The organism is Paraburkholderia hiiakae, from assembly GCF_904848665.1.
Classification (GTDB): domain Bacteria; phylum Pseudomonadota; class Gammaproteobacteria; order Burkholderiales; family Burkholderiaceae; genus Paraburkholderia; species Paraburkholderia hiiakae.
The window spans coordinates 160,075-181,137 of the sequence record NZ_CAJHCQ010000001.1 but is presented as its reverse complement, the minus strand read 5'-3'; the positions used below and the strand labels follow the sequence as shown (position 1 = coordinate 181,137).

19 protein-coding genes are annotated in these 21,063 nt (G+C 66.5%); 9 read left to right on the top strand and 10 right to left on the bottom strand.

Annotated features, from left to right (window positions below; all coding sequences use genetic code 11):
- Nucleotides 1-351: 351 nt before the first annotated feature.
- Nucleotides 352-1,050: a pirin family protein gene (locus tag JMY28_RS00825; protein WP_201693650.1), complete on the top strand. Its 699-nt coding sequence runs from the start codon at nt 352-354 to the stop codon at nt 1,048-1,050.
- A 148-nt stretch (nt 1,051-1,198) separates the two neighbouring features.
- Here the strand turns inward: JMY28_RS00825 and JMY28_RS00820 are convergent, their stop codons facing one another.
- On the bottom strand, nt 1,199-1,750 hold the full coding sequence (locus JMY28_RS00820) for a periplasmic heavy metal sensor (RefSeq protein WP_201693649.1): 552 nt from the start codon (nt 1,748-1,750) through the stop codon (nt 1,199-1,201).
- A 233-nt stretch (nt 1,751-1,983) separates the two neighbouring features.
- Here JMY28_RS00820 and JMY28_RS00815 point away from each other — a divergent pair, with 233 nt between their 5' ends.
- A complete protein-coding gene (locus JMY28_RS00815; protein WP_028207713.1) occupies nt 1,984-2,715 on the top strand; it encodes a response regulator in 732 nt (243 codons plus the stop codon).
- A complete protein-coding gene (locus JMY28_RS00810; protein WP_201693648.1) occupies nt 2,699-4,015 on the top strand; it encodes an ATP-binding protein in 1,317 nt (438 codons plus the stop codon). Before JMY28_RS00815 ends, JMY28_RS00810 begins: the two co-directional genes overlap by 17 nt.
- Before the next feature lie 146 nt (nt 4,016-4,161).
- Here JMY28_RS00810 and JMY28_RS00805 read toward each other — a convergent pair whose 3' ends face one another.
- Nucleotides 4,162-4,428, bottom strand: coding sequence for a double-stranded DNA-specific endonuclease (locus tag JMY28_RS00805; protein ID WP_201693647.1), 267 nt, complete (start codon nt 4,426-4,428; stop codon nt 4,162-4,164).
- Between the two features lie 177 nt (nt 4,429-4,605).
- Nucleotides 4,606-6,285, bottom strand: a complete 1,680-nt coding sequence (locus JMY28_RS00800) for a GGDEF domain-containing protein (RefSeq protein WP_201693646.1) — start codon at nt 6,283-6,285, stop codon at nt 4,606-4,608.
- Nucleotides 6,286-7,037: 752 nt separating this feature from the next.
- On the opposite strand from JMY28_RS00800, the gene JMY28_RS00795 reads away from it, so the two are divergent.
- The gene (locus JMY28_RS00795; protein WP_201693645.1) at nt 7,038-8,801 is read left to right on the top strand and encodes an ABC transporter permease; all 1,764 of its coding nucleotides are present in this window, start codon (nt 7,038-7,040) and stop codon (nt 8,799-8,801) included.
- Between the two features lie 40 nt (nt 8,802-8,841).
- Entirely contained in the window at nt 8,842-10,191 is a 1,350-nt protein-coding gene (locus tag JMY28_RS00790; RefSeq protein WP_201694574.1) for an ABC transporter ATP-binding protein, read from the top strand.
- Nucleotides 10,192-10,273: 82 nt separating this feature from the next.
- Here JMY28_RS00790 and JMY28_RS00785 read toward each other — a convergent pair whose 3' ends face one another.
- The 3 genes from JMY28_RS00785 to JMY28_RS00775 all read right to left on the bottom strand — a co-directional run bounded on the left by JMY28_RS00785 (nt 10,274) and on the right by JMY28_RS00775 (nt 12,798).
- Nucleotides 10,274-10,831, bottom strand: coding sequence for a hypothetical protein (locus tag JMY28_RS00785; RefSeq protein WP_407945464.1), 558 nt, complete (start codon nt 10,829-10,831; stop codon nt 10,274-10,276).
- A 5-nt stretch (nt 10,832-10,836) separates the two neighbouring features.
- Nucleotides 10,837-11,349 carry a hypothetical protein gene (locus JMY28_RS00780; RefSeq protein ID WP_236596641.1) on the bottom strand — a complete coding sequence of 171 codons (513 nt, stop codon included), beginning with the start codon at nt 11,347-11,349 and terminating at the stop codon, nt 10,837-10,839.
- 357 nt (nt 11,350-11,706) lie between these two features.
- On the bottom strand, nt 11,707-12,798 hold the full coding sequence (locus JMY28_RS00775) for a sigma-54 interaction domain-containing protein (protein ID WP_201693644.1): 1,092 nt from the start codon (nt 12,796-12,798) through the stop codon (nt 11,707-11,709).
- A gap of 424 nt (nt 12,799-13,222) precedes the next feature.
- On the opposite strand from JMY28_RS00775, the gene JMY28_RS00770 reads away from it, so the two are divergent.
- The 4 genes from JMY28_RS00770 to otsA all read left to right on the top strand — a co-directional run bounded on the left by JMY28_RS00770 (nt 13,223) and on the right by otsA (nt 17,608).
- Nucleotides 13,223-13,531, top strand: coding sequence for a hypothetical protein (locus tag JMY28_RS00770; RefSeq protein ID WP_201693643.1), 309 nt, complete (start codon nt 13,223-13,225; stop codon nt 13,529-13,531).
- 307 nt (nt 13,532-13,838) lie between these two features.
- On the top strand, nt 13,839-15,224 hold the full coding sequence (locus JMY28_RS00765; protein ID WP_201693642.1) for a sigma-54-dependent transcriptional regulator: 1,386 nt from the start codon (nt 13,839-13,841) through the stop codon (nt 15,222-15,224).
- A 466-nt stretch (nt 15,225-15,690) separates the two neighbouring features.
- Nucleotides 15,691-15,912 (top strand): hypothetical protein, encoded by a 222-nt coding sequence (locus tag JMY28_RS00760; RefSeq protein WP_201693641.1) that lies wholly within the window; start codon nt 15,691-15,693, stop codon nt 15,910-15,912.
- A 223-nt stretch (nt 15,913-16,135) separates the two neighbouring features.
- A complete protein-coding gene (gene otsA / locus JMY28_RS00755; RefSeq protein ID WP_201693640.1) occupies nt 16,136-17,608 on the top strand; it encodes an alpha,alpha-trehalose-phosphate synthase (UDP-forming) in 1,473 nt (490 codons plus the stop codon).
- 120 nt (nt 17,609-17,728) lie between these two features.
- Here otsA and JMY28_RS00750 read toward each other — a convergent pair whose 3' ends face one another.
- The 4 genes from JMY28_RS00750 to JMY28_RS00735 all read right to left on the bottom strand — a co-directional run bounded on the left by JMY28_RS00750 (nt 17,729) and on the right by JMY28_RS00735 (nt 21,062).
- A complete protein-coding gene (locus tag JMY28_RS00750) occupies nt 17,729-18,325 on the bottom strand; it encodes a hypothetical protein (RefSeq protein ID WP_201693639.1) in 597 nt (198 codons plus the stop codon).
- A 110-nt stretch (nt 18,326-18,435) separates the two neighbouring features.
- Nucleotides 18,436-19,842, bottom strand: a complete 1,407-nt coding sequence (locus tag JMY28_RS00745; RefSeq protein ID WP_201693638.1) for an MFS transporter — start codon at nt 19,840-19,842, stop codon at nt 18,436-18,438.
- Between the two features lie 71 nt (nt 19,843-19,913).
- Nucleotides 19,914-20,417: a YbhB/YbcL family Raf kinase inhibitor-like protein gene (locus JMY28_RS00740; protein WP_201693637.1), complete on the bottom strand. Its 504-nt coding sequence runs from the start codon at nt 20,415-20,417 to the stop codon at nt 19,914-19,916.
- Nucleotides 20,418-20,612: 195 nt separating this feature from the next.
- Nucleotides 20,613-21,062, bottom strand: a complete 450-nt coding sequence (locus tag JMY28_RS00735) for a very short patch repair endonuclease (RefSeq protein ID WP_201693636.1) — start codon at nt 21,060-21,062, stop codon at nt 20,613-20,615.
- Nucleotide 21,063: the final 1 nt, after the last annotated feature.

Here is a 21,063-nt window from a genome sequence, read left to right as displayed (position 1 = left end):
GGGGCGCGCGGCCGAAGCGGGGCGGCTACGGCTCGTGACCGTTGGCCGCCATTCTAGGCGATCAAAAATGCGGGTCGGAAAGCGCAACGCACTCCGGCGCCGGCGGCAGCGCGCGTTGGCGCGGCGGGGTAGCCGCCCCCGGGTCGTCCACCCTGGGCCATCAGGCTCGCGCTAGCCGAAAAGCGCGGTATTTTACCCGAAGCCGAAGGGCGCGCCAGTCTGACGGAGGGCGACGGTGGTCGCGCAGCCCATTGATGTTGCTGGCGAAACGATGCGGTGCGCCGCTGCGGGTTGTGCAAGCGGGCCGCCGCCCTTACCTTCGGACATCGACATGATTGACCGGAGATTGCCATGCTGACCATCCGACGCGCCGACGAACGCGGCCACGCCAACCACGGCTGGCTCGACTCGTACCACAGTTTTTCGTTTGCCGACTATTTCGACGAAGCGCATATGCACTACGGTGCGCTGCGGGTGCTCAACGACGACCGCATCGCGGGCGGCCAGGGCTTTGGGGCGCACGGCCACCGCGATATGGAGATCGTGACCTACGTGCTTTCCGGCGCGCTCGCGCACCGCGACAACATGGGTAACGGCTCGACCATCCGCCCAGGCGACGTGCAGCGCATGAGCGCCGGCACGGGCGTGATGCACAGCGAGTTCAACGGCTCGAAGGAAGAGGAAGCACACCTGCTGCAAATCTGGCTACTGCCGCGCGAGCGCGGCGGGACGCCCGGCTACGAGGAAAAGCGCTTCGACGACGCCGACAAGCGCGGGCGATTGCGCCTCGTCGCCTCTCCCGACGGGCGCGACGGCGCGGTGACGGTGCGCTCGGACGCCTCGATCTACGCGGGACTCGTGGACGGCGAGGAGCGCGTCGAGTATCCGGTGCCCGCCGGGCGGCGCGTGTATCTCCATGTCGCGCGCGGCGCGCTGGATGTGAACGGGCAGCGCCTCGAAGCCGGCGATGCCGCGATGATCGAAGCCGAGGCGGGTGTCGCGCTCGCGAACGGCGTAGCGGCCGAAGTGCTGCTGTTCGACCTCGCCTGAGCGTTTGACCGCGTGAGGCGGGCAAACGCCCGCGCCATGAAAAAAGCGCCGCGGGGTGCGAATCCCGCGGCGCTTTGTTGCGCGTTTGTGCACATTCGCGCGCATTTGTGTCGGCGCGCCGCCCCGGGGCGGCGCGTGTGTGGCCCGATTACTGCTGCGCGGCCGGCGCCGAAGCGCCGCCCTTGTGGTGCTGCTCCCACCGCTGCCGCATCTGCTCGTGGCGCTGCTCCATCTTCGCAAAGCGTTCCTTGATCGCCGTGCTCACGGTCGTCTTCTGCTGGTCGTTCAGGCCGTTGTAGAAGGCGAGCCACGCTTGCGTGGTTTGCTCACGCAGTTGCTGGTTCTGCTGCTCGACTTGCTCGTGCGCCGTGTGCATGGCGTTCAGGTCGAGGATCGGCTGGTTCTTCATCGAATCGAACTGCTGCTTCATCTGTTCATGATTCTTGCGCATGGCCTGATGGTTCTGCTTCATCGTGTCCAGCGCGGCCTGCCATTGCTTTTCCTGCGCGGCGTTCAGATTCAGCTTGTCGTGCAGTTTCTTGAAGCCGAGCATGAAGTCGCCGTGCATGCCCGGACCGTGGTGCATCATGCCGGGACCGCCCGGGGGCGGCGGCGTCTGGGCGTTGGCGGCGGTGGCGCCCATGGTGAGCGCGAGCGAGGCAGCGGCGATAGCGAGAAGGCGCGAAGTCGTCTTGTACATGGTGATGCTCCTGACAAATCCATAAGGGTTTTATCCGGTCTGGCGCGGCGCTTTCAGAAGTGGTGGCGCTCGCAACCGGTGTCCCTAGCGTATCGACCCCGCGGGTGGCGCGTGTTACGCGGCAAGCCGCCGAGATTACGCGACATTACGCACGCCTTTCGCGGTAACACCTCGTAACCCAGGTGGAAGACCTGTAAGCAAACGGCCCGCGTGCGCGCGTTACACTTCATCCCATGGCTACTCAAATCCTTGTCGTCGACGACGACCTCGAACTACGCGACCTCCTGCGCGACTATCTGGCGCGCCAAGGCATGGAAGTCTCAGTGCTGCACGACGCCGGCTCGCTGGAGCGGCGGCTCGAGCGCGAGCGCCCCGACCTGATCGTGCTAGACCTGATGATGCCGGGCGTGGACGGCCTGACTGCGCTGCGCAAGCTGCGCGCAGCCGGCGACGACATCCCCGTCATCATGCTCACGGCGCGCGCGGACGACGTGGACCGCATCGTCGGCCTCGAACTCGGCGCGGACGACTACCTCGGCAAGCCGTTCAACCCGCGCGAGTTGCTCGCGCGCGTGCAGGCGGTGCTGCGCCGGCGCCGCACGGTGCCTTCGGCCGCGGCGCCCGAGCAGCGCGAGCCGTACGCGTTCGGCCGCTTCACGCTCGACTTCCAGTCGCGCACGCTGCAGCAGGAAGGCAAGCCCATCATGCTGTCGGGCAGCGAATTCGCGCTGCTGAAGATTTTCGTGAACCACCCGATGCGCACGCTTACACGCGAGCGCCTGCTGGAGTTGCTGCATGGTCCCGAGTACGACGGCACGGACCGCGGCATCGACGTTCAGGTGTGGCGTCTGCGGCGCATTCTCGAAAGCGACCCATCCACGCCGCGCTTCATCCAGACCGTGCGCGGCCGCGGCTACGTGTTCGTTCCCGACGGAGAGCAGGGCAACCATGCGCCGGCCGGTTGATTCGCTGTTCGGGCGCCTCGCGGTCATCTTCATCGGCGTTTTGCTGGTGTCGCATGTCGCCTGGTTCACGCTCATGCGCGTCGAACACAATCAGATGCAAACGCGCTACGCCGTCGAGGAGGCGACCTTCCTCGTCGACGCGGTGCGCCAGCACGTCGCGCGCGAGCCCGACCAGCCGCTGCCTTCGCGCGTGCAGCTCGTCGACCCGGCAAGCCCCGCCGTGCCGCCGGTCACCGAACGCATGCCTGAGCCGCTGCGCCATTTCATCGACGATGTGCGCGAGCGCATGCCGCCCGGCACCGACGTGCGTGTCGGGCCGCCCGGCGGGCCGCCCACGCTCTGGGTGCGCGGGCCGCAGGACGCCCGCTGGATCGTCGTGCCGGGCCAGCCGTTGCGCGTCATGCGGCCGCTCGACAGACTTCTGCCTTGGGTCATCACCATTTTCGCCACCGCCGTGATCGCCGCGCTCGTGGCCGCGTGGATGCTGCAGCAACCTTTGAGCGCGCTCGCGCAGGCCGTGGGCCGCTTTGGCCGGGGCGAGCCGGTGCCCCCCGTGCCCGAGCGCGGGCCGCGCGAGATGCGCCAGCTCACGCTCGGCTTCAACCAGATGGTGAAGGAAGTCGAGCGCACCGAGAAAGACCGCGCCGTCATGCTGGCGGGCGTGGCGCACGATCTCAAGACGCCGCTTGCGCGCCTGCGCCTGCGCGCCGAAATGATGGACGAGCAAAAGGTGCGCGACGGCGTAGTACGCGACGTGGAGTCGATGGCGCACATCGTCGACCAGTTCCTCGTGTTCGCGCACGACGGTGCCGATCGCAGCGAGCCCGTCGAGGTCGACGATCAGTGCGAGCGCATTGCGCGCAACCACCGCACCGCGAACGGCGAAACGATTGCGATCGAAACGCGTCTGCGCGCGGGTTCTGAGTTTCGTCTGCCCGCGGCCACGCTCGAGCGCGTGGTCTCGAACCTGCTCGACAACGCCCATGCGTATGGCGCGCCGCCCGTCGTGATCGAGAGCGAGCGCGGGGCAACGGGTTTTTCGCTCACCGTGCGCGACCACGGCACGGGCATCCCCGACCAGGATCTCACGCAGGCGAGCCGGCCGTTCGTGCGGCTCGACCCCGCCCGCGGCGGCAACGGCCACAGCGGCTTGGGACTCGCGATAGTCGAGCGCCTCGTGCGCCGTGCGGGCGGCGAGCTGTCGATCGGCAACGGCGAAAGCGGCGGCCTTGTGGTGCACATGACGTTTGCATTCGACGTGGTGGAGCGCACCGTAACCGAAGCGGCGCAGATCTGGTAATTCGCGGTTGAATGGCTTGCGGGAGCCCGCACCGCTCAGGTGGGGCATGGCCGGATGGGCGTGAGCTGGGTTCCGCTTGGGTGTTGCCTGATGTTCCGTCCGAAGGCGCCGCCCTGGCGACGCCAGATGAAGCCAGACGTACCCGCTCAGGCCGTGAAAAGCGTGTCGAGCGCGGCGGCGGCTTCGTTGTCCACCGTGTTGTAGGTCACGGTGTCGGCCTCGAAGATGTAGTGCGTGGTGTACTTGCCGAGGCGGGCAAGAATCTCTTCCTGAATCAGCTCGGGCGTGGTCTCGAGTTTCAGGTACCACGCGGTCGATGACAGGCGCGTCTGGAACGCGCCGTACTCGATCATCAACTGGTCGAACGCGAGCGCATCCTGATCGCGGCAGACAATGACCAGATTTCCCTTCATGCATGCCTCCAGATTTGTGCGGAACACCGAAGTGGCGCGGTTTGATTCATGCGCGCCGCACAGACTGGCGCGCACCGTTCATCCCATGATACCGCGCCTCGCCGGTTGAGCCGGGCGAGCCCCGCAGCCTGGTACGGGCATCTCTCGTGTGAGTTGTTACGGCCGTTCGTTGCGCACTCACCAGGTCGGCGCTGCGGCGCGCGGCGGCACGACGCCCTCGGCCGTCATGGCCTCGCAACGGTCGCGCCCGGCCGCCTTCGCCATGTAGAGCGCGAGGTCGGCGCGGCTCATCAGACGCTCCGGCTGATCCTGCGCGGCGGCAAGCTCGGTCACGCCGATGCTCACGCTCACGCTCGCTTCCTCGGGCAGTTCCGCGCAAATGCGCTTGCCGAGCTGCTGGCGCAGGCGGTCGAGCACGGCTTGGCCCGTGGCGAGCGAGGTTGCGGGCAACAGGATGCCGAACTCCTCGCCGCCCAGACGGCCGACGGCGTCGTCGGCACGCAGTTCGGCGCGGCAGGTTTCCACGAAATGCTGGAGTGCGCGGTCGCCTGCCGGATGGCCGAAGCGGTCGTTGATCTGCTTGAAGTAGTCGAGGTCGGCGATCGCCATGCACAGCGGCGTTCCCTCCGCATAGGCCGTATCGATCTCGCGGCGCAGCAGGTCGAGGAAGTAGCGCCGCGAGAGCGCGCCGGTCAGGGCGTCGTGGCGGGCCTCGGCGGCGAGCAGCGCGTTCGCGGCCTGTAGTTGTCCGGCGAGATCGCGGCTCGCGTGGTGCAGGCGCCGCTCGCGTACCCACGAGACCGAGATCACCGCCGCGAGCGCGGCCGTGCCCGCGAGCGTGAGGAAAATAAGGAGCCGGTCGCGCTGGTGGTTCGCGATCAACTCGGACCACGCATTGACCGGATCCACGAGATGCGCCGAGAGCCCGGAGTTCAGGCCGCCGCGCTGTTCGTAGAGCGCAGGCGAGCGTTGGCCCGGCAACTCGATCATTTGCGCGGCGTCGGCGCGCGGGATCCACGGCGCCTCGCTCAACGCGGCTTTCGAGGCCGAGCGCAGCTCGAGCGGCGCAAATAGCTCGCGCAGATAGGTGTTCACGCGGTCCACGGCGTTCATTTCCACGACATGCGAGCCCGGCAGGGCGCGTCCTTCGAGCGCGCTGTCATGGGCCATGATGATGACGCCGTTGTTGTCCGCGACGAAGGTGCCTGGGTGCGTGACCCAGTGGCGCAGCCGCGCGATGCTGACTTTCGCGACCACGGCGCCGACCAGCAGGCCGTTGTCATAGGCGGGCGCGGCGACGAAAATGCCGGGCTCGCCGCTTGCCGTGCCTACGCCGTAGGCTTCGGAGAACGCGCCGAGCAGCGTGTCGTTCAGATACGTGCGCGGACGCATGTCTATGCCGACGTAGGAGATTTTCTCGAGCGCGTTGCTCGACGCGATGCAGATGCCATTGGCGTTGACGAGCCAGATCGCATCGAGCCCGGAGAAGCCCTGGGCGTCATGGAGGAACCGGTCGACGCCGGCGAGCGCCTCCACGCCTTGCAGTTCCTTGCGCCGCGCTAGTTCCGTCGAATCGCTCGACGCGGCATAATGCGCGGCCTCAGTGAGCGCCTGCTGGACGACGCGGGTTTCGGCCATCGTCGCCGGAATGGCGCGCGACATGGCGAGGTCGCTTGCGATCACTTCGGCCATGTTGTCCACGACCGAGCGCATCATCTGGCGCTGTGCGGTGAGCGCCGCCTCGAACTCCTGGCGGACCATGCGGTCCGCGAGCCAGTCGGCCGCCGCCCAGCAGACGAGCGCGACCACCACGACCCCGAGGGGTCCGGCTGCCTGGCGCAAGAGTCTCCTGTTCATCGGCCTTCTGGTTCGTGAGTGGTATTGAGGCGTGGTATCGGTGCCCCCGGGGCATCGAAGCGCCACTGGCGGAGCGTGTCGATTTTACCCCTCGAACGGGGCGCGCGAACCCGCTCTCGAAGCGGCGGCGCGGTGTTGCAAGGCGGCGCGCGATGGCGGCGGTGCGTGCGTAGATCGCTAACATGCAAGCTGCATGCCGTCAGCACGGCGATACGCGGCGATGAGCGGGCTGCCGGGGGCGCAAGCGTGGTCAGTGCGGCTTCACGCGCTGGGTTCGCGCGTGGGCCAGCGTGTGGCGCGCAAGCGACGCCCACTGGCGTCGGCGGCCTCGACGTGGCAGGAGCGATGAACGCTGTGTCATCAAGGCGTCATCGATACGTCATCACGATGACGTCCAGGAGCCGCGCGCGGTGCGTTCTGGAAGCTGTCCAGAAGGCCTGCGAAAGCGCCACGAAAGCCCGCGTGGTCTCGCTTTCGTGGCGTGCGGGGCGCGGTTGTGAGTGTCATGAAGGTTGTAGTAGTGTCGTGCCGTTTCAGTCGAGGCAAGTCCAGTCGCGAGCCGCCAGCCGTCAGCTGCAACTACGGCGCGGGCGGTGCGTACCACCGCGGCATCGTCGCCGTGTCATCAACGCCAACGAAATCCTATGCGCCTTGCCCTTGTCGATCCGCCATCCCAGCAGCAAGTGCCACGCCTGTCCGGCACGGACGTCATGTCGTCCGCTTTCCTGAAACCCGGCGCGGAGGGGATCTGAATGGAGTTCAGCTTCAACCTGAACCGCACGGCCAACGCCTCGGCGTGGCGCGTGCTGCCGAACCGCTGGGACTTCGTGGCGTTCCCGCTGATGATCGGCCTGATCGCGATGGCGGCCGTAGGCTTTCACGAGACCATGGCGCCGATCGCCACGCTCAAGACCCAGGTCATCTCGCTCGACCCGGCGAACCTGCCCGAGTACGCCATGCGCACGACGCTGCGCATGCTGGCGGCGATGGTCGCCTCGCTTGTCTTCACGCTCGTGTATGGCACGCTCGCGGCGAAGAGCCGCCGCGCGGGCCAGGTGCTCGTGCCAATTCTCGACATCCTGCAGTCCGTACCGGTGCTCGGCTACATCTCGTTCACGGTCACGTTCTTCCTCGCGCTCTTCCCCTCGCGCGTGCTCGGCGCCGAACTCGCGGCGATCTTCGCGATCTTCACGAGCCAGGCGTGGAACATGACCTTCAGCTTCTACCAGTCGCTGCGCACCGTGCCGCGCGATCTGGACGAGGTCTCGCGCGGCTTTCACCTGACCGCATGGCAGCGTTTCTGGAAGCTCGAAGTGCCGTTCTCGATGCCGGGCCTCATCTGGAACATGATGATGTCGATGTCGGGCGGCTGGTTCTTCGTGGTTGCCTCCGAAGCGATCACGGTGGGCAATAACACGATCACGCTGCCAGGCATCGGTGCGTACCTGGCGCAGGCGATCTCGGACAAGAACCTGCACGCGGTCGGCTGGGTGATCCTCGCGATGATCGTGGTGATTCTCGCGTACGACCAGTTCCTGTTCCGCCCGCTCGTGGCGTGGGCGGACAAGTTCCGCATGGAGAACACGAGTTCGGGCGACGCGCCGGAGTCGTGGCTGCTCGACCTCATTCGCCGTACCCATCTCATTCATCAACTGCTCGTGCCGCTCGGCTGGCTCTTCGCCAAGGCGGCGCGCATGCGGATCCAGCTGCCGTCGTTTCCGAACGTGACGTTCGCCGCGCCAGTCGCGCGCCGCCGCGGCGGCTTGCGTGCGCGCATCGGCGACGCCGTGTGGGCCGTGCTAGTGATCGCACTGACCGTGTTCGTCGTGTGGCGCGTGGTGGCGTATGTGCGCACGGGCGTGACGCTCGACGAGGTGTGGCACGTGCTCGGTCTCGGCTTCATCACGCTCCTTCGCGTGCTGCTGCTGATCGCCATCGCCTCGGTGATCTGGGTGCCGCTGGGCGTGCTGATCGGCCTGCGCCCGGCGCTCGCCGAAAAGGTTCAGCCGCTCGCGCAGTTCCTCGCGGCGTTCCCGGCGAACCTCCTGTTCCCGGTGTTCGTCATCGTGATCGTGCGCTTTCACCTCAATCCTGACATCTGGCTGTCACCGCTCATCGTGCTCGGCACCCAGTGGTATATCCTGTTCAACGTGATTGCAGGGGCCAGCGCCTATCCGAACGACTACAAGGAAGCCGCGAAGAACTTCCATATCCGCGGATGGCAATGGTGGCGTCAGGCCATGCTGCCGGGCATTTTCCCGTACTACGTCACGGGCGCCATCACGGCCTCGGGTGGCGCGTGGAACGCGAGCATCGTCGCGGAGTTCGTGCAGTGGGGCGACACGAAAGTCGTCGCGCACGGCCTTGGCGCCTACATCGCGCAGACGACGGCGGCCGGCGACTACCCGAAGATCATTCTCGGCATTGCCGTGATGTCGCTCTTCGTCACGCTGTTCAACCGCCTCTTGTGGCGCCCGCTGTACACGTATGCCGAGTCCCGGCTGCGGCTCGACTGATCGACGACTGATCGAACAACGAATGATCGAAGGTAACGCGATGCAAAACCCCAAGACGCTGAGCGCCGCGCACGGCGATGTGCAGACGGCTCCGAACCCGCCACGCCTCGGCGAAGTCATCCTGAACGTGAAGGACGTGTGCCGGGGCTTCAACAAGTCCCAGGGCGAGCTGCTCGTGCTCGACGACGCCAACCTCGAGCTGCGCGAGGGCGAGATCGTCGGGCTGCTGGGCCGTTCCGGCTCGGGCAAGTCCACGCTGCTGCGCATTATCTCCGGCTTGATCTCGCCGACTTCCGGCGACGTCACCTGGCGCGGCAAGCCGCTCGACGGGCCGGCCGAAGGCGTGGCGATGGTGTTCCAGACCTTCGCGCTGTTCCCTTGGCTCACCGTGCTGCAGAACGTGGAAGCGGGGCTCGAGGCGCAGGGCGTCGGCGCGCGCGAGCGCCGCGAGCGGGCGCTTGCGGCCATCGACCTGATCGGTCTGGACGGCTTCGAAAACGCCTACCCGCGCGAGCTTTCCGGCGGCATGCGCCAGCGCGTGGGCTTCGCGCGCGCGCTCGTGGTCGACCCGATGCTGATGCTCATGGACGAGCCGTTCTCCGCGCTCGACGTGCTGACCGCCGAAACGCTGCGTACCGACCTGCTCGATCTGTGGACGCAAGGACGTCTGCCGATCAAGTCGGTGCTGATCGTCACGCATAACATCGAGGAAGCGGTGTTCATGTGCGACCGCATTCTGGTGTTGTCATCGAATCCCGGCCGCGTGGTGGCCGAGATCAAGGTGCCGTTCAAGCATCCGCGCAACCGTCTGGACCCGCTGTTCCGCAAGCTCGTGGACGACATCTACGCGAAGATGACCGCGCGTCAAACCGACGAAACCACGAAGAAGGGGCTGGAACTTGGCAGCTGGCTGCCGCGCGTGTCGACCAACCTGATGGCCGGTCTGATCGAAACACTCGCGGCCGCGCCGTACCACGGCCGCGCCGACATGCCGGAAATCGCGCGCTCGCTGCATCTGGAAGTGGACGACCTCTTCCCGATCGCGGAAGTGCTGCAGAACCTGGGTTTCGCCGACGTGCGCGAAGGCGACGTGCTCCTCACGCCGCCCGCGCGCGTGTTCGCGGAATTCGGCACGCAGGAGCGCAAGATGATGTTCGCCGAGCATCTGCTGCGCCACGTGCCGCTCGCGGCGCGGATCAAGAAGGTGCTCAACGAGCGCCCAGGCCATCGCGCGCCGCGCGTGCGCTTCGAGCAGGAACTGGAGGACTCTCTCTCCGACGGCGCGGCGGAAGAAACGCTCGACACCGTGATCGACTGGGGTCGTTATGGCGAGATCTTCTCGTACAACGACCAGTCGGAAATCTTCAGTCTCGAAGACGTGGAGTCCTGAGCCGCGCGCTGTTCGCAAGCGTGAAAAACGGTCGCGGGTTGAGCTAGCCCAGCGACCGTTTTTCGTTTGCGGACCAGGACGGCTATTGCAGCGTGCCCCAGCGTTCCACCGCAGGCTCGGCCGTGGCCCACTTCCAGCCCGACTGGTCCTGACACGCGCTCGCGGTGAACCACTGCTCGGGCGAGTCGGCCTTGTCGCCGTCCTGCACCGAGAACACGAAGTCCTTGCAGAGCGTGAGCGCGTTGGAGAACGCGCGCGTCACGCGCACCTGGCCGTGGCCGTTCTCCACAGGCAGCTGGTGCTTGATCCGCCAGATGTCCATGCCGCCCACGGGCAGGCGGCCGGCGGTTTCGGCGATCAGCTCCTGCTGGTCTGCGTGCATGCTCTTCATGAAGCGGCCGACGGCTTCGTCGGTGGCCGCCTGCACGGCAATGCCCACGCCGATGCCCACGGCGGGATTCGCCGTGACGATGCCGGTTGCCGCCGCCGCGGCGGCGCCGCTCGCCGCGCCGATCGACGAGCAGCCGCTCGCGGCGAGTGCGACGCCTGCGCAGAGCGCGGCCAGCGCGATGAGCTTCGTGGGGCGAGACGTCGACGAATCCGTTTCAAGGTGCCGTGCGCGACGCGCGCGCGCGTTCATGCCGTTCATTGCAGCGCACCCCAGCGGGCGGTGGCGGGTTCGGCCGAGGCCCACTTCCAGTTGTCGCCGTCGCGGCACACCGAAGCAACGAAGAAAGCGCTGGAGGCGGGCTTGTCCTTCGTGGCCTCGTGGTCGACGGAGAAGACGATCTCCTTGCAGTCGAGCGCCCCGCTGCTGATGGTGCGGCTCACCGTGACGCGGCCATGCTCGTCGTCCTCGATCGGGAACGAGTGCGTGATCGACCAGGGCGCGACCGCGCCGACGTCGAGCGGGCCCGCCGCCTTCGCGATGCTGTCCTGGGTGTTGGTGTGGACGACGCGCTCGGAGTACTGCACGCCGGCCTTCGCCGCGGCCACGGCGCCAAGGCCGATGCCAGTCGCCACGGCGGCGTTGCTCGTCACTTTCGAGGCGACCGCGGCGCCCGCAATGCCGGCGCCCGTTTGCGCGCCTTCGGAGTAGAGCGAGCTGCAGGCCGAGCACGCGAGGCTCGCCACCGTGGCGAGCAGCGTGAGCGACATGACGTGTCGCCGACGGGGGGGAGCGGAAGGGAGCGGGGGCACACCGGCAATCGTTCCCACGACTGCCGCTGACATTGATGGCGCAACGCGCGCCCGTGCACTTCGTTCTTGCATGATGATTCCTGCCGCTAGCCGGATAGCCCGACGTTGCACGGACATCCAGCATGTTTTGCTTACTTAACGTGCTGCGGATTGTGCAACATGCGATTGTTAACCGGGGTAGGTAAAGTGCAAGAAATTGCAAAAGGGCGTGCGCGGCAGGCCGATTTTTGATCGGCCTGCCGCGCCGCTCCAGCACCGCCGCGCAACGAGCGTGCCGCGCTACGGGCACCGCGCGCGAGGCGTGGAGAAGGGCAATCAGGCGTCGTTCGTGTCCGGGTCGGTGGGCGCTTCGGCTTCACCATCGTCGGCGCCGTAGCTGCCGAGCCGGTTGTAGAGCGTCTTGAGGCTCACACCGAGCGTGCGTGCCGCGAGACGTTTATCGCCGCCGCAATACTTGAGCGTGCCGAGAATGATCTGCTTTTGCGCATCGGCGAGCGGCGTGCCGATCCATACGCTCATCGCGTCGCCCTGGGTGACGGGCTTCTTCACGCGCGGCACCAGTTGCGGATGCGCGATCTCCACGGCCTTTTCCGCGAGGATGAATGCGCGGTACACCGCGTTCTTCAGTTCGCGCACGTTGCCGGGCCACGACCAGTTACGTACGGTTTCGAGCGCCCGCTTACTGAAGGCTTTTTGCGTGCCTTCCTGGTCGTTCAGTTCGGTGAGGAAGTGCTGGGCGAGCAGTTCGCGGTCGCGCTCGCGCTCGCGCAGCGGCGGCGCGCGCAGAGGAAACACCGCGAGCCGGTACATCAGGTCTTCGCGCAGGCAGTTTTCCTTCACGGCCGTCACGGGGTCGCGGTTGGTGGCGGCGATGATACGCACGTCGCCGCGAATCGCTTCGTTGCCGCCCACCGGAAAGTACTCGCCGGTTTCGAGCGCGCGCAGCAGCTTCACCTGGTGCAGCAGCGACATCTCGGTGATTTCGTCGAGGAACAGCGTGCCGCCGCGCGCGTGCTCGAAGTGACCGTCGCGCGCCTGCACGGCGCCCGTGAAGCTGCCTTTTTCGTGGCCGAACAGTTCGGCCTCGATCAGCTCGTCGGGAATCGCGCCGCAGTTCACCGCGATGAACGGACCGTCGCGGCGCTCGCTGTGCGCGTGGATCGTGCGGGCGATCAGCTCCTTGCCCGTGCCCGACTCGCCGACGATGAGCGCCGTGGCCTCGGTCATGGCCACGCAGTCGATCTGCGCATAGAGATCCAGCATGACCGCCGACGAACCGAAAAGCAGACCGTACGACTGCAATCCCGCGACGCGCGCGTCGGCGTCCGGTGCGGCATTGACGGAGTTTGCGCTGGCTCCGCTGTTTCGCTTGGTGGCGGCGGGCGAGCCCGGCTCGATTGACGCCATAGGGATGTTCGTCCTGCAAATGTAGTGCGGGGTGTTCTCTTCTGCGCGCATCGGCGTGCTTTTGCGCGTATCGGGGAACAGGCCCTGCGATCCGGGGCTGGCCGTCCAGGACAGGTGCGGAACTTCCCGCTCCGACGGCCGCGAGGTTTGCATCTCCGAGACTCGCTCGGGGTTTGCTCGTGAAGTTTGCTCGAAATTTACGCGTTAACGCGCGTAAACATTTAACCACTGCCGCGCCTGACAGGGCAATGGACCTGTCCAGGCATCTGCGAACGAGCGTGGCACGCATCCTGCTGCGGAACTTGCACAAGCTTGCGCCGTCTGCGTTGTAAGGGCGGCGCATTGGCCACGCCCCCCGGCGATGCCATTCGAGTCAACTCGCGCGTCTTCCGTCCTTGACGATGCGAATCTGGGAGAGAGCGATATGTCCAAGAACCGCAGCGGTTTGGTAGGAAAATTGGTGACCGTCGGCGCGCTTGGCGCCATGGCGGGCATGCTGGCCTGGCGTTTCTCGCAGCGTCACCGCCTCCAGCGGCAAACTTTTTATCGCGACTTGAGCCGCTGGGAAGGCGAAGGCGGCTCGCTTGCCGGTACCACGGGCAACAACGGCGAGGGCCCCGACATGGCGATGGCCGCAGGCGTCCCAGACTCACCGGAACATGGCATGAAGGGCCGGACGGCTAATGGCCTGAACGGCTCGAACGGGATGCCTTGGCCGTTTCCTCATAGCTAGGCGGGCATGGCCAGGGCCACGCGAGAGCCGTGCCCGCTTGTCTCGAATAAGTCTATAATAGTCATATCAACAACAATCGAGGTTCGGACGGCCCACTGTTGACGGTATTGTTGCTCAGTTGTAGCAAAACCGCGAACATTCAGGCTTTTGCTGTCTGAAGTGTGCGTCCGACCGTTTCGTACTCCACTGCAGCGCAATACCGTGCGTCGCGACTTCCGCGGCGTCGGGCAATTCTGCCCGGCGCGCTTGCGAAGGGCGCGGCGCTCGCGCTTTGGAGCCACTCACCTATCAAGGCTGACGAGACGCGATGCCACATGTTTTGATTGTCGATGACGATGCGCAAACCCGCGAGGCGCTGGCGGCCGTAGTGGGCGAAGATGGGCTCACCACCGCGCAGGCAGGCGATCTGCGCGAGGCGCGTATCCAGCTCGTGCGGCAGACGCCGGACGTGATCTTCACCGACCTGAAGTTGCCCGACGGCAGTGGCACCGACCTTTTCGAGGATCTCGACCCGCGCTCGGGCGTGGAACTCGTGGTCATTACTGGACATGCTACCGTCGAGACGGCCGTCGATGCGCTGAAGTCCGGCGCGATCGATTACCTGGTCAAGCCGATCAATCTCCAGCGCGTGAAGGCGATCCTGAACCGCCTGCCACGCGCGGGCGACCTCAAGGCCGAAATCGGCACGCTGCGCGGCGAGTTGCGCCGCATGGGCCGCTTCGGCCTGATGCTCGGCAATTCGCCGACCATGCAGGACGTGTACGACCAGATCAGCCGCGTCGCGGTCACGCCCGCTTCGGTCATGCTGGTGGGCGAATCGGGCACCGGCAAGGAAGTGGCCGCGCAGACCATCCACCAGTTGAGCTTGCGCCGCAAGCACGAATTCCTCGCAGTGAACTGCGGGGCGATCTCGCCGAACCTGATCGAGTCCGAAATGTTCGGTCACGAGCGCGGTTCGTTCACGGGCGCGGACCGGCAGCACAAGGGTTATTTCGAACGCGCGAACGGCGGCACGCTGTTCCTCGACGAAATCACCGAAATGCCGATCGAGTTGCAGGTGAAGCTGCTGCGCGTGCTCGAAACCGGCATGTTCATGCGCGTGGGCACGACCAAGGAAATCGAGACCGATGTGCGCCTGATCGCGGCGACCAACCGCGACCCGGAGCAGGCCGTTGCTGAAGGCAAGTTGCGTCTGGACCTTTATCACCGCCTGAACGTGTTTCCGATCAGCCTGCCGCCGCTGCGCGAGCGGGGGAAGGACGTCGAACTGCTCGCCCAGGCGTTCCTCGACGAACTGAACGAGCGCCACGGTACGACAAAGCAGTTTCCGGCGGCCGTGCGCGACATGCTGGCGGCCTATCCGTGGCCTGGTAACGTGCGCGAGTTGAAGAACTACGTTCAGCGCGCGCACATCATGTCGGGCAACGACGGCGACTTCACGGCCACGGTGCCGCTGCAGATCTCGCTCTCGAAGCCGATTGCGGGCACCGCGGTCACGATCCCGTTCGGCACCTCGCTCGCCGACGCCGATCGCCAGCTCATTCTCGCGACGCTCGAGCAGTGCGGCGGCGTGAAGACGCGCGCGGCGGAAATTCTCGGCATCAGCCTGAAGACGCTCTATAACCGTCTTGTGGAGTACGGCAACGAAAGCGCCGGCAAGGGCGATGCGCCCGCGCGCGTAGCGGGCGTCTGAGCCGCACTCGCGTGTGCGCCCGTGCTGTGCGCACGCACGGGCGGAACGATGCTTGCAGTGTGAGTTTCGCGTCCATCATGAGGAGCGAAAGATGCCGAGCTGCAAATCCAGTGATGCCGTCCGCGTGAAGCCCTGGCTCGCGCATACCCCACAGCCCGACGAACCGCCGCCGGATCAGCCCGGTGAGCCCGACGTGCCGCCCATCGGCGATCCGCCAACTCAACCGGTCGAAGTGCCGCGCTCGGCGCGTCCATTCGACCCTTCGGTCTCCTCGCGAATTCGTCGTTCGAGCGGCGCAGCGCCTGCCACTGCTCGCATCCCATGCCGCAGCCGTCAGACGAACCTGATGGCTTTTATGTACTAGTTACAAAAGCGCCACCTTTTTTACCGGCGAAATCACGCGGCGAACCCTAGACTATAAAAAAACGCCACCGCCGCGTGGCCGCCTTCCGCTGGAGGCATCGACATGAGACATCCTGCCCTGCGCCGCTCTGCACGTTACACGGGCAAGCGTGGCCCGCGCGATTCACAAGAGAAGAGCAGTCCTGCGCCGTCGGCCGAGCCGGACCCCGCAGGCCAGAACCGCGCGGCTCCGGGCGTGCCGCCCGACGGCGAGCACAACCAAGGCGGGGCGCGGGCTGAGGGCATCGAGTACCAGCGCGATCTCGGCTCGGAGCAGGACGCCTGATTCTCTTCGAACCGCCGGTCGCCGCGCGCTGTTGGCAGGTCGGTTTCCTGGCCTGACAGATCACCGGGGTATTCCGCACTTGCGTGCTCGCCGCGCGGAATTTGCTCGTCTGGTCGTTTATGAGAAAAGGTTTTTGCTCCAGACCCTGCCGAACCGGCACGCGTCTTGCGTGAGTGTTTGAAGCATCGTCTTCGGACCCAACGAAACAGGAGGTAGAGCCGCAATGGGCAGACTGATCGTGGTATCGAATCGCGTTGCGCCGACTCAGGAAGGCCGTCCCGCAGCGGGCGGCCTTGCAGTCGGCGTATTGGACGCGCTCAAGGAAACCGGCGGTGTGTGGTTCGGGTGGAGCGGCGAAACCGTCGCGGAGCCGTCCGCACCGGTCATCGAGCAGAAAGACAGCGTCACCTACGCGACGGTAGGTCTTACCCGGCGTGACTACGACCAGTACTACAAGGGCTTCTCGAATACGACGCTCTGGCCGACGTTCCACTACCGCAACGACCTCGCGCGCTACGAGCGCCAGGAGTACGGCGGCTACCTGCGCGTGAACGTCTCGCTCGCGCGTCAGTTGCAGCCGCTCATCGAGCCCGACGACATCATCTGGGTGCACGACTATCACCTGATTCCGTTCGCGCGGTGCCTGCGCGATCTCGGAGTGAAGAACCCGATCGGCTTCTTCCTCCACATTCCGCTGCCGGTGCCCGAAGTCATGCGCTCGGTGCCGCCGCACGAAGAACTCATGAAGTTCCTGTGCCACTACGACGTGGTCGGCTTCCAGACCGACGCCGACCGCCAGGCGTTCCTCGACTACGTCGAGCGCGGCGGCCACGGCACGGCGAGCGATGACGGTATGGTCCACGCGTGGGACCGTTTCCTGAAGGTCGGGGCGTACCCCATCGGTATCTATCCGGACGCGATTGCCAAGGCCTCGTCGCAGTTCTCCGACCGCAAGGCGGTCCGCAGCCTGCGAGAAGCCATGCGCGGGCGCAAGCTGATCATGAGCGTGGACCGGCTCGATTATTCGAAGGGGCTCGCCGAGCGCTTCCAGGCGTTCGAGCGCCTGCTGCAGAACGGGCCGGGCTGGCATGGCCGCGTTTCGCTCTTGCAGATCGCGCCGCCGACGCGCTCCGACGTGCAGACCTACCAGACGATCCGCCGCAATCTCGAAGGCGAGGCGGGCCGCATCAACGGGCGTTTCGCGCAGCTCGACTGGACGCCGATCCAGTACCTGAACCGCAAGTACGAGCGCAACCTGCTGATGGCGCTGTTCCGTGAGGCGCAGGTGGGCTACGTGGCGCCGCTGCGCGACGGCATGAATCTCGTGGCGAAGGAGTACGTGGCTTCGCAAAATCCCGACGATCCCGGTGTACTGGTGCTGTCGCAGTTCGCGGGCGCAGCCGAGCACTCGCCGGGCGCGCTGGTCGTCAATCCGTACGACCTGAATCAGACAGCCGAGGCGCTGGAGCGCGCGCTCTCCATGCCGCACGCCGAGCGCGTGTCGCGCTACAACGACATGATGGCGTCGCTGCGCGAGAACAATCTCTCGGTGTGGCGCGATACGTTCCTCGCCGACCTGCGCAGCGTCGCGACGGCGGCTTCGGTCACAGCGAGAGCGCGCAGTGCCGCGCCGGCAGGTAAAACGTCTGTGCAAACGCCCGCGCCCGAACAGGGTGAGCGCGCAGCGCGTGCGTAGCGATGCCCCGGCGGCGTGCGCGCGGCGTTTGACCGTTTAGCGTTCTCTCGACGCAAATGCACATACACGGCGGCCTTCGGGCCGCCGTGTTTTTTGCGTCCGCCGCATCGCGGCGGGCGCTCAGATCCGCTGGCCGCTCGGCGCGGCGAACGGCATCGGCGCTCGGGTGGGATCGAAATCGGCCCAGTGGCCGTCGTGCCATTGGCCCGAGGCGCACTCGATATCGACAGCGCCACCGTCGCGCAGCAACTGCGCGGCGAGATCCTGATTCTCGTAGCAGACGTGCACCGAGAGCAGGACGCCATCGCTGCGCATTTCGCGGTGGACCTTCTCGTGCTGCGCCGACATGTGTTGCGCGGTGGCTTTCGCGCCCACGCTCGCGCCGATGCGCGCCCCGATCCAGGCGCCCACGCCGGCCGCGATCACGACCGAGGGCAGCGCCGCAGAGAACGCGCTGAAGAGCACCACGCCCACCACGGCACCCGCCACCGCGCCAGCGGTGATGTTGCGTGTGTGATGCGGGGGCACGGTGAAGGCCGTGGGCGGCGCGCCTGCGGCGGAGCGCGCGTCGTGCATGGCGTGGCGCGCATGCTGGCCGCGTGGATTGACGAAGAACAGGTTGACGTCTTCTTCGAGGAAGCCGCCCGCGTACAGCTTTTCAGCAGCGGCTTCGGCAGCGGGGAAGGTCGTGAACCGACCAGCGACGATCAGTGACATGGGAAGCCCCCTTTGCCGGATTCGGCAGGTTGACTCGCCGGGCGCAGCCGCGAATGCGGCTCGCCCTAAACCCATGTTAGTGCCTGCGCGAGCGCAGGGTTAGGCCGCGCTTAGCCAGGCGTCCGCGCCGCGGCGCCCGGCATCAGGCGCAGCAGGCTCACCACCGCCGCGACGGCGGCGAAGGCCGTCGCCACGGAGAGCGCCACGGTCGGCCCGTGTTGCGGCGCAATGCCAAAGATGAGCGCCACGAGCGCGGCACCGAGCGTTTGCCCCGTGAGGCGCGCGGTGCCGAGCATGCCGCTCGCGCCGCCGCTGCGCTCACGCGGCGCGGAGGAGAGAATTTGCCGGTTGTTGGGCGACTGGAACACGCCGAACCCCACGCCGCACAAGGCCATGCGCCAGCAGATGTCGAACACCGCGGGATGCGCGCCGAGCGTGGCGAGCGAGAGCAAGCCAAGTGCGAAGAGCGCGAGCCCGATGCCGCCGAGCATGCCCGCCGGATAACGGTCGGAGAGCGCGCCCGAAAGCGGCGCGGCGCCGATGATGACGAGCGGCCAGGGCGTCATGAGCAGGCCCGTGTCGACCTGTGAGAAGCCGAAGGTTTCCTGCAGCATGAAAGGCAGCGCGACGAACGCGAGCATTTGCGCGCAGAACGAGCAGACCGAGGTGCTGATCGACAGCGCGAACACGGGGTTGGCGAGCAGATCGACGGGCAGAAGCGGCGCGGGCTGCGTAAGCTGGCGGCGCACGAAGAACCAGCCGATCACGATCGCGAGCACGAATTCGACCGCGACGAGGCGATTGCTTTCGCCGTGGCCGAGGCCATCGACGGCAAAAATCAGGAGGCCGAATACGATGGCATTGAGCACGGCGCTCAGATAGTCGTAGGGCGCGGGGTGCCGCTCGTTCACGGGCAGCGCGCGCAGACCCAGCGCGAGCGCGGCGATGCCGATCGGCACGTTGATCGCAAAGAGCCAGGGCCACGTCGCGATGGCGAGCACGCCCGAGGCGAGCGTCGGTCCGACCGCCGAGGCGATCGCAACGACCATCGCATTGATGGCGACGCCGCGGCCCAGTTGCGCGCGCGGATAGATCATGCGCACGAGCGCGGTGTTCACACTCATGATCCCCGCGCCGCCGAAGCCCTGCACCATGCGCGCGAACGCGAGTTCGGGCAGCGTGGTCGCCAGCGCGCAGCCGAGCGATGCGATGGTGAAGAGCACCATGCCCGCCAGATACACGCGCCTGTAGCCGATGCGGTCGCCGAGCGAGGCGAGCGGCAAGAGCGAGATGGTCACCGAAAGCTGATACGCGTTGACGATCCAGATCGAGCTCGCCGCGCTCGCATGAAGATGTCGCGCGATGGTCGGCAACGCGACATTGGCGATCGCGCCGTCGAGCACGGCGAGTGTGATGCCGAGCGCGACCACGAGGATCGCGTAGTAACGCTGCGGGAAGGGCAGGCCGGATTCGATGTCGGCGGAGGAAGCGGCGGAGAGTTCGGAAAGCGTGGGCATCGACGGGAGAGGCGGCGCGCGATGGGCGTGCGCCGCCGGCTGGCGGTTGTTTTCTGGTGTTGTCCGGCGGCTTACTTAAGCTCGTAGAGCCCGACGTAAGTGGTCGAGTCAACCTCGTTCAGATGCGTCATGAAGCGCGCCACCGCGTTGGTCGTTTCCGGCGTGACGGGCAGTTGTGCCGCCTTCAGCGCGTGCACGCGGAAGATGTAGCGATGGGGTTTGTCGCCGCGTGGAGGTGCAGCGCCGCCGAAGCCCACCGTGCCGTAGTCGTTGCGCACTTGCACCGCGCCCTGCGGGAGCAGGCTGCCGTCAGCCTTGCCGGCGTTGCGGGCGAGCGAGCGCACATCGGGCGGAATGTTCACCACGACCCAGTGCCAGAAGCCGCTGCCCGTAGGTGCGTCTGGATCGTAGAGGGTGAGCGCGAAGCTTTGCGTGTCGGCGGGTGGCTCGTCCCACTGCAGCGCGGGCGAGACGTTGTCGCCGTCGACACCGAAGGCCCGGTCGTCGAACTCCTGCGCCTTCGGCATGAAACCGTTGCTGGGAAAGTCATCGGACCAAAGTCGGAAATCAGCCATCGGTTGCCTCCTTCGCTTCGGGTTATGGAACGGCGGCGCTTGCGCGCGTGGCGCGTGCATTTCAAGCGCAGCCGGTCGATCGAGTTTATCACTGCGGGCTGTTCAACCAGGGGCAGCTTCGCAGCGTGACATGCATGGCGCATCCGCTCGCATTGGCCCGATGTCACGCTGTTTGCGATGTGAGTCGAGCCGCGATCACGAGCGCGCCTCGAACCATGCGGACGACTCGTCTTCGAGCCACGCGGCAAGCCGCTCGACGACCGCCTGCGGATCGTGCTGCGCGCCACGCAACGCGCATTCCCAGACCACCGCCACGCGCCAGCCTTGCGCCGCAAGCGCCGCGAGCGCTTTGGCGTCGTTCAGACGGTTGCGCGCGATCTTCTCGCGCCAGAACTCGGGGCGCGTTTGCGGCCACTTGAAGAGCGCGCAGTTGTGGCCGTGCCAGAAGCAGCCGTGCACGAATACCACGGCGCGCCGGCGCGGCAGCACGATGTCGGGCCGGCCGGGCAGTTCGCGCACGTTCAGTCGAAAGCGAAAGCCGCGCCGGTGCAGCAGACTGCGGATCAGCTTTTCGGGCTTCGTGTTGCGGCCGCGAATGCCGGACATCATCCGGCTGCGCGTCGCGGTATCGACGACGTCCACCATC

What these genes read in the sequence shown, in the direction of transcription:
- JMY28_RS00770 (WP_201693643.1), top strand. Translation starts at nt 13,223, where the DNA reads ATGTCCAAGAACCGCAGCGGTTTGGTAGGAAAATTGGTGACCGTCGGC.
- JMY28_RS00790 (WP_201694574.1), top strand. Translation starts at nt 8,842, where the DNA reads ATGCAAAACCCCAAGACGCTGAGCGCCGCGCACGGCGATGTGCAGACG.
- JMY28_RS00810 (WP_201693648.1), top strand. Translation starts at nt 2,699, where the DNA reads ATGCGCCGGCCGGTTGATTCGCTGTTCGGGCGCCTCGCGGTCATCTTC.
- JMY28_RS00820 (WP_201693649.1), bottom strand. Translation starts at nt 1,750, where the DNA reads ATGTACAAGACGACTTCGCGCCTTCTCGCTATCGCCGCTGCCTCGCTC.
- JMY28_RS00800 (WP_201693646.1), bottom strand. Translation starts at nt 6,285, where the DNA reads ATGAACAGGAGACTCTTGCGCCAGGCAGCCGGACCCCTCGGGGTCGTG.
- JMY28_RS00760 (WP_201693641.1), top strand. Translation starts at nt 15,691, where the DNA reads ATGAGACATCCTGCCCTGCGCCGCTCTGCACGTTACACGGGCAAGCGT.
- otsA (WP_201693640.1), top strand. Translation starts at nt 16,136, where the DNA reads ATGGGCAGACTGATCGTGGTATCGAATCGCGTTGCGCCGACTCAGGAA.
- JMY28_RS00795 (WP_201693645.1), top strand. Translation starts at nt 7,038, where the DNA reads ATGGAGTTCAGCTTCAACCTGAACCGCACGGCCAACGCCTCGGCGTGG.
- JMY28_RS00740 (WP_201693637.1), bottom strand. Translation starts at nt 20,417, where the DNA reads ATGGCTGATTTCCGACTTTGGTCCGATGACTTTCCCAGCAACGGTTTC.
- JMY28_RS00825 (WP_201693650.1), top strand. Translation starts at nt 352, where the DNA reads ATGCTGACCATCCGACGCGCCGACGAACGCGGCCACGCCAACCACGGC.
- JMY28_RS00780 (WP_236596641.1), bottom strand. Translation starts at nt 11,349, where the DNA reads ATGTCGCTCACGCTGCTCGCCACGGTGGCGAGCCTCGCGTGCTCGGCC.
- JMY28_RS00805 (WP_201693647.1), bottom strand. Translation starts at nt 4,428, where the DNA reads ATGAAGGGAAATCTGGTCATTGTCTGCCGCGATCAGGATGCGCTCGCG.
- JMY28_RS00785 (WP_407945464.1), bottom strand. Translation starts at nt 10,831, where the DNA reads ATGAACGCGCGCGCGCGTCGCGCACGGCACCTTGAAACGGATTCGTCG.
- JMY28_RS00750 (WP_201693639.1), bottom strand. Translation starts at nt 18,325, where the DNA reads ATGTCACTGATCGTCGCTGGTCGGTTCACGACCTTCCCCGCTGCCGAA.
- JMY28_RS00775 (WP_201693644.1), bottom strand. Translation starts at nt 12,798, where the DNA reads ATGGCGTCAATCGAGCCGGGCTCGCCCGCCGCCACCAAGCGAAACAGC.
- JMY28_RS00765 (WP_201693642.1), top strand. Translation starts at nt 13,839, where the DNA reads ATGCCACATGTTTTGATTGTCGATGACGATGCGCAAACCCGCGAGGCG.
- JMY28_RS00745 (WP_201693638.1), bottom strand. Translation starts at nt 19,842, where the DNA reads ATGCCCACGCTTTCCGAACTCTCCGCCGCTTCCTCCGCCGACATCGAA.
- JMY28_RS00735 (WP_201693636.1), bottom strand. Translation starts at nt 21,062, where the DNA reads ATGGTGGACGTCGTCGATACCGCGACGCGCAGCCGGATGATGTCCGGC.
- JMY28_RS00815 (WP_028207713.1), top strand. Translation starts at nt 1,984, where the DNA reads ATGGCTACTCAAATCCTTGTCGTCGACGACGACCTCGAACTACGCGAC.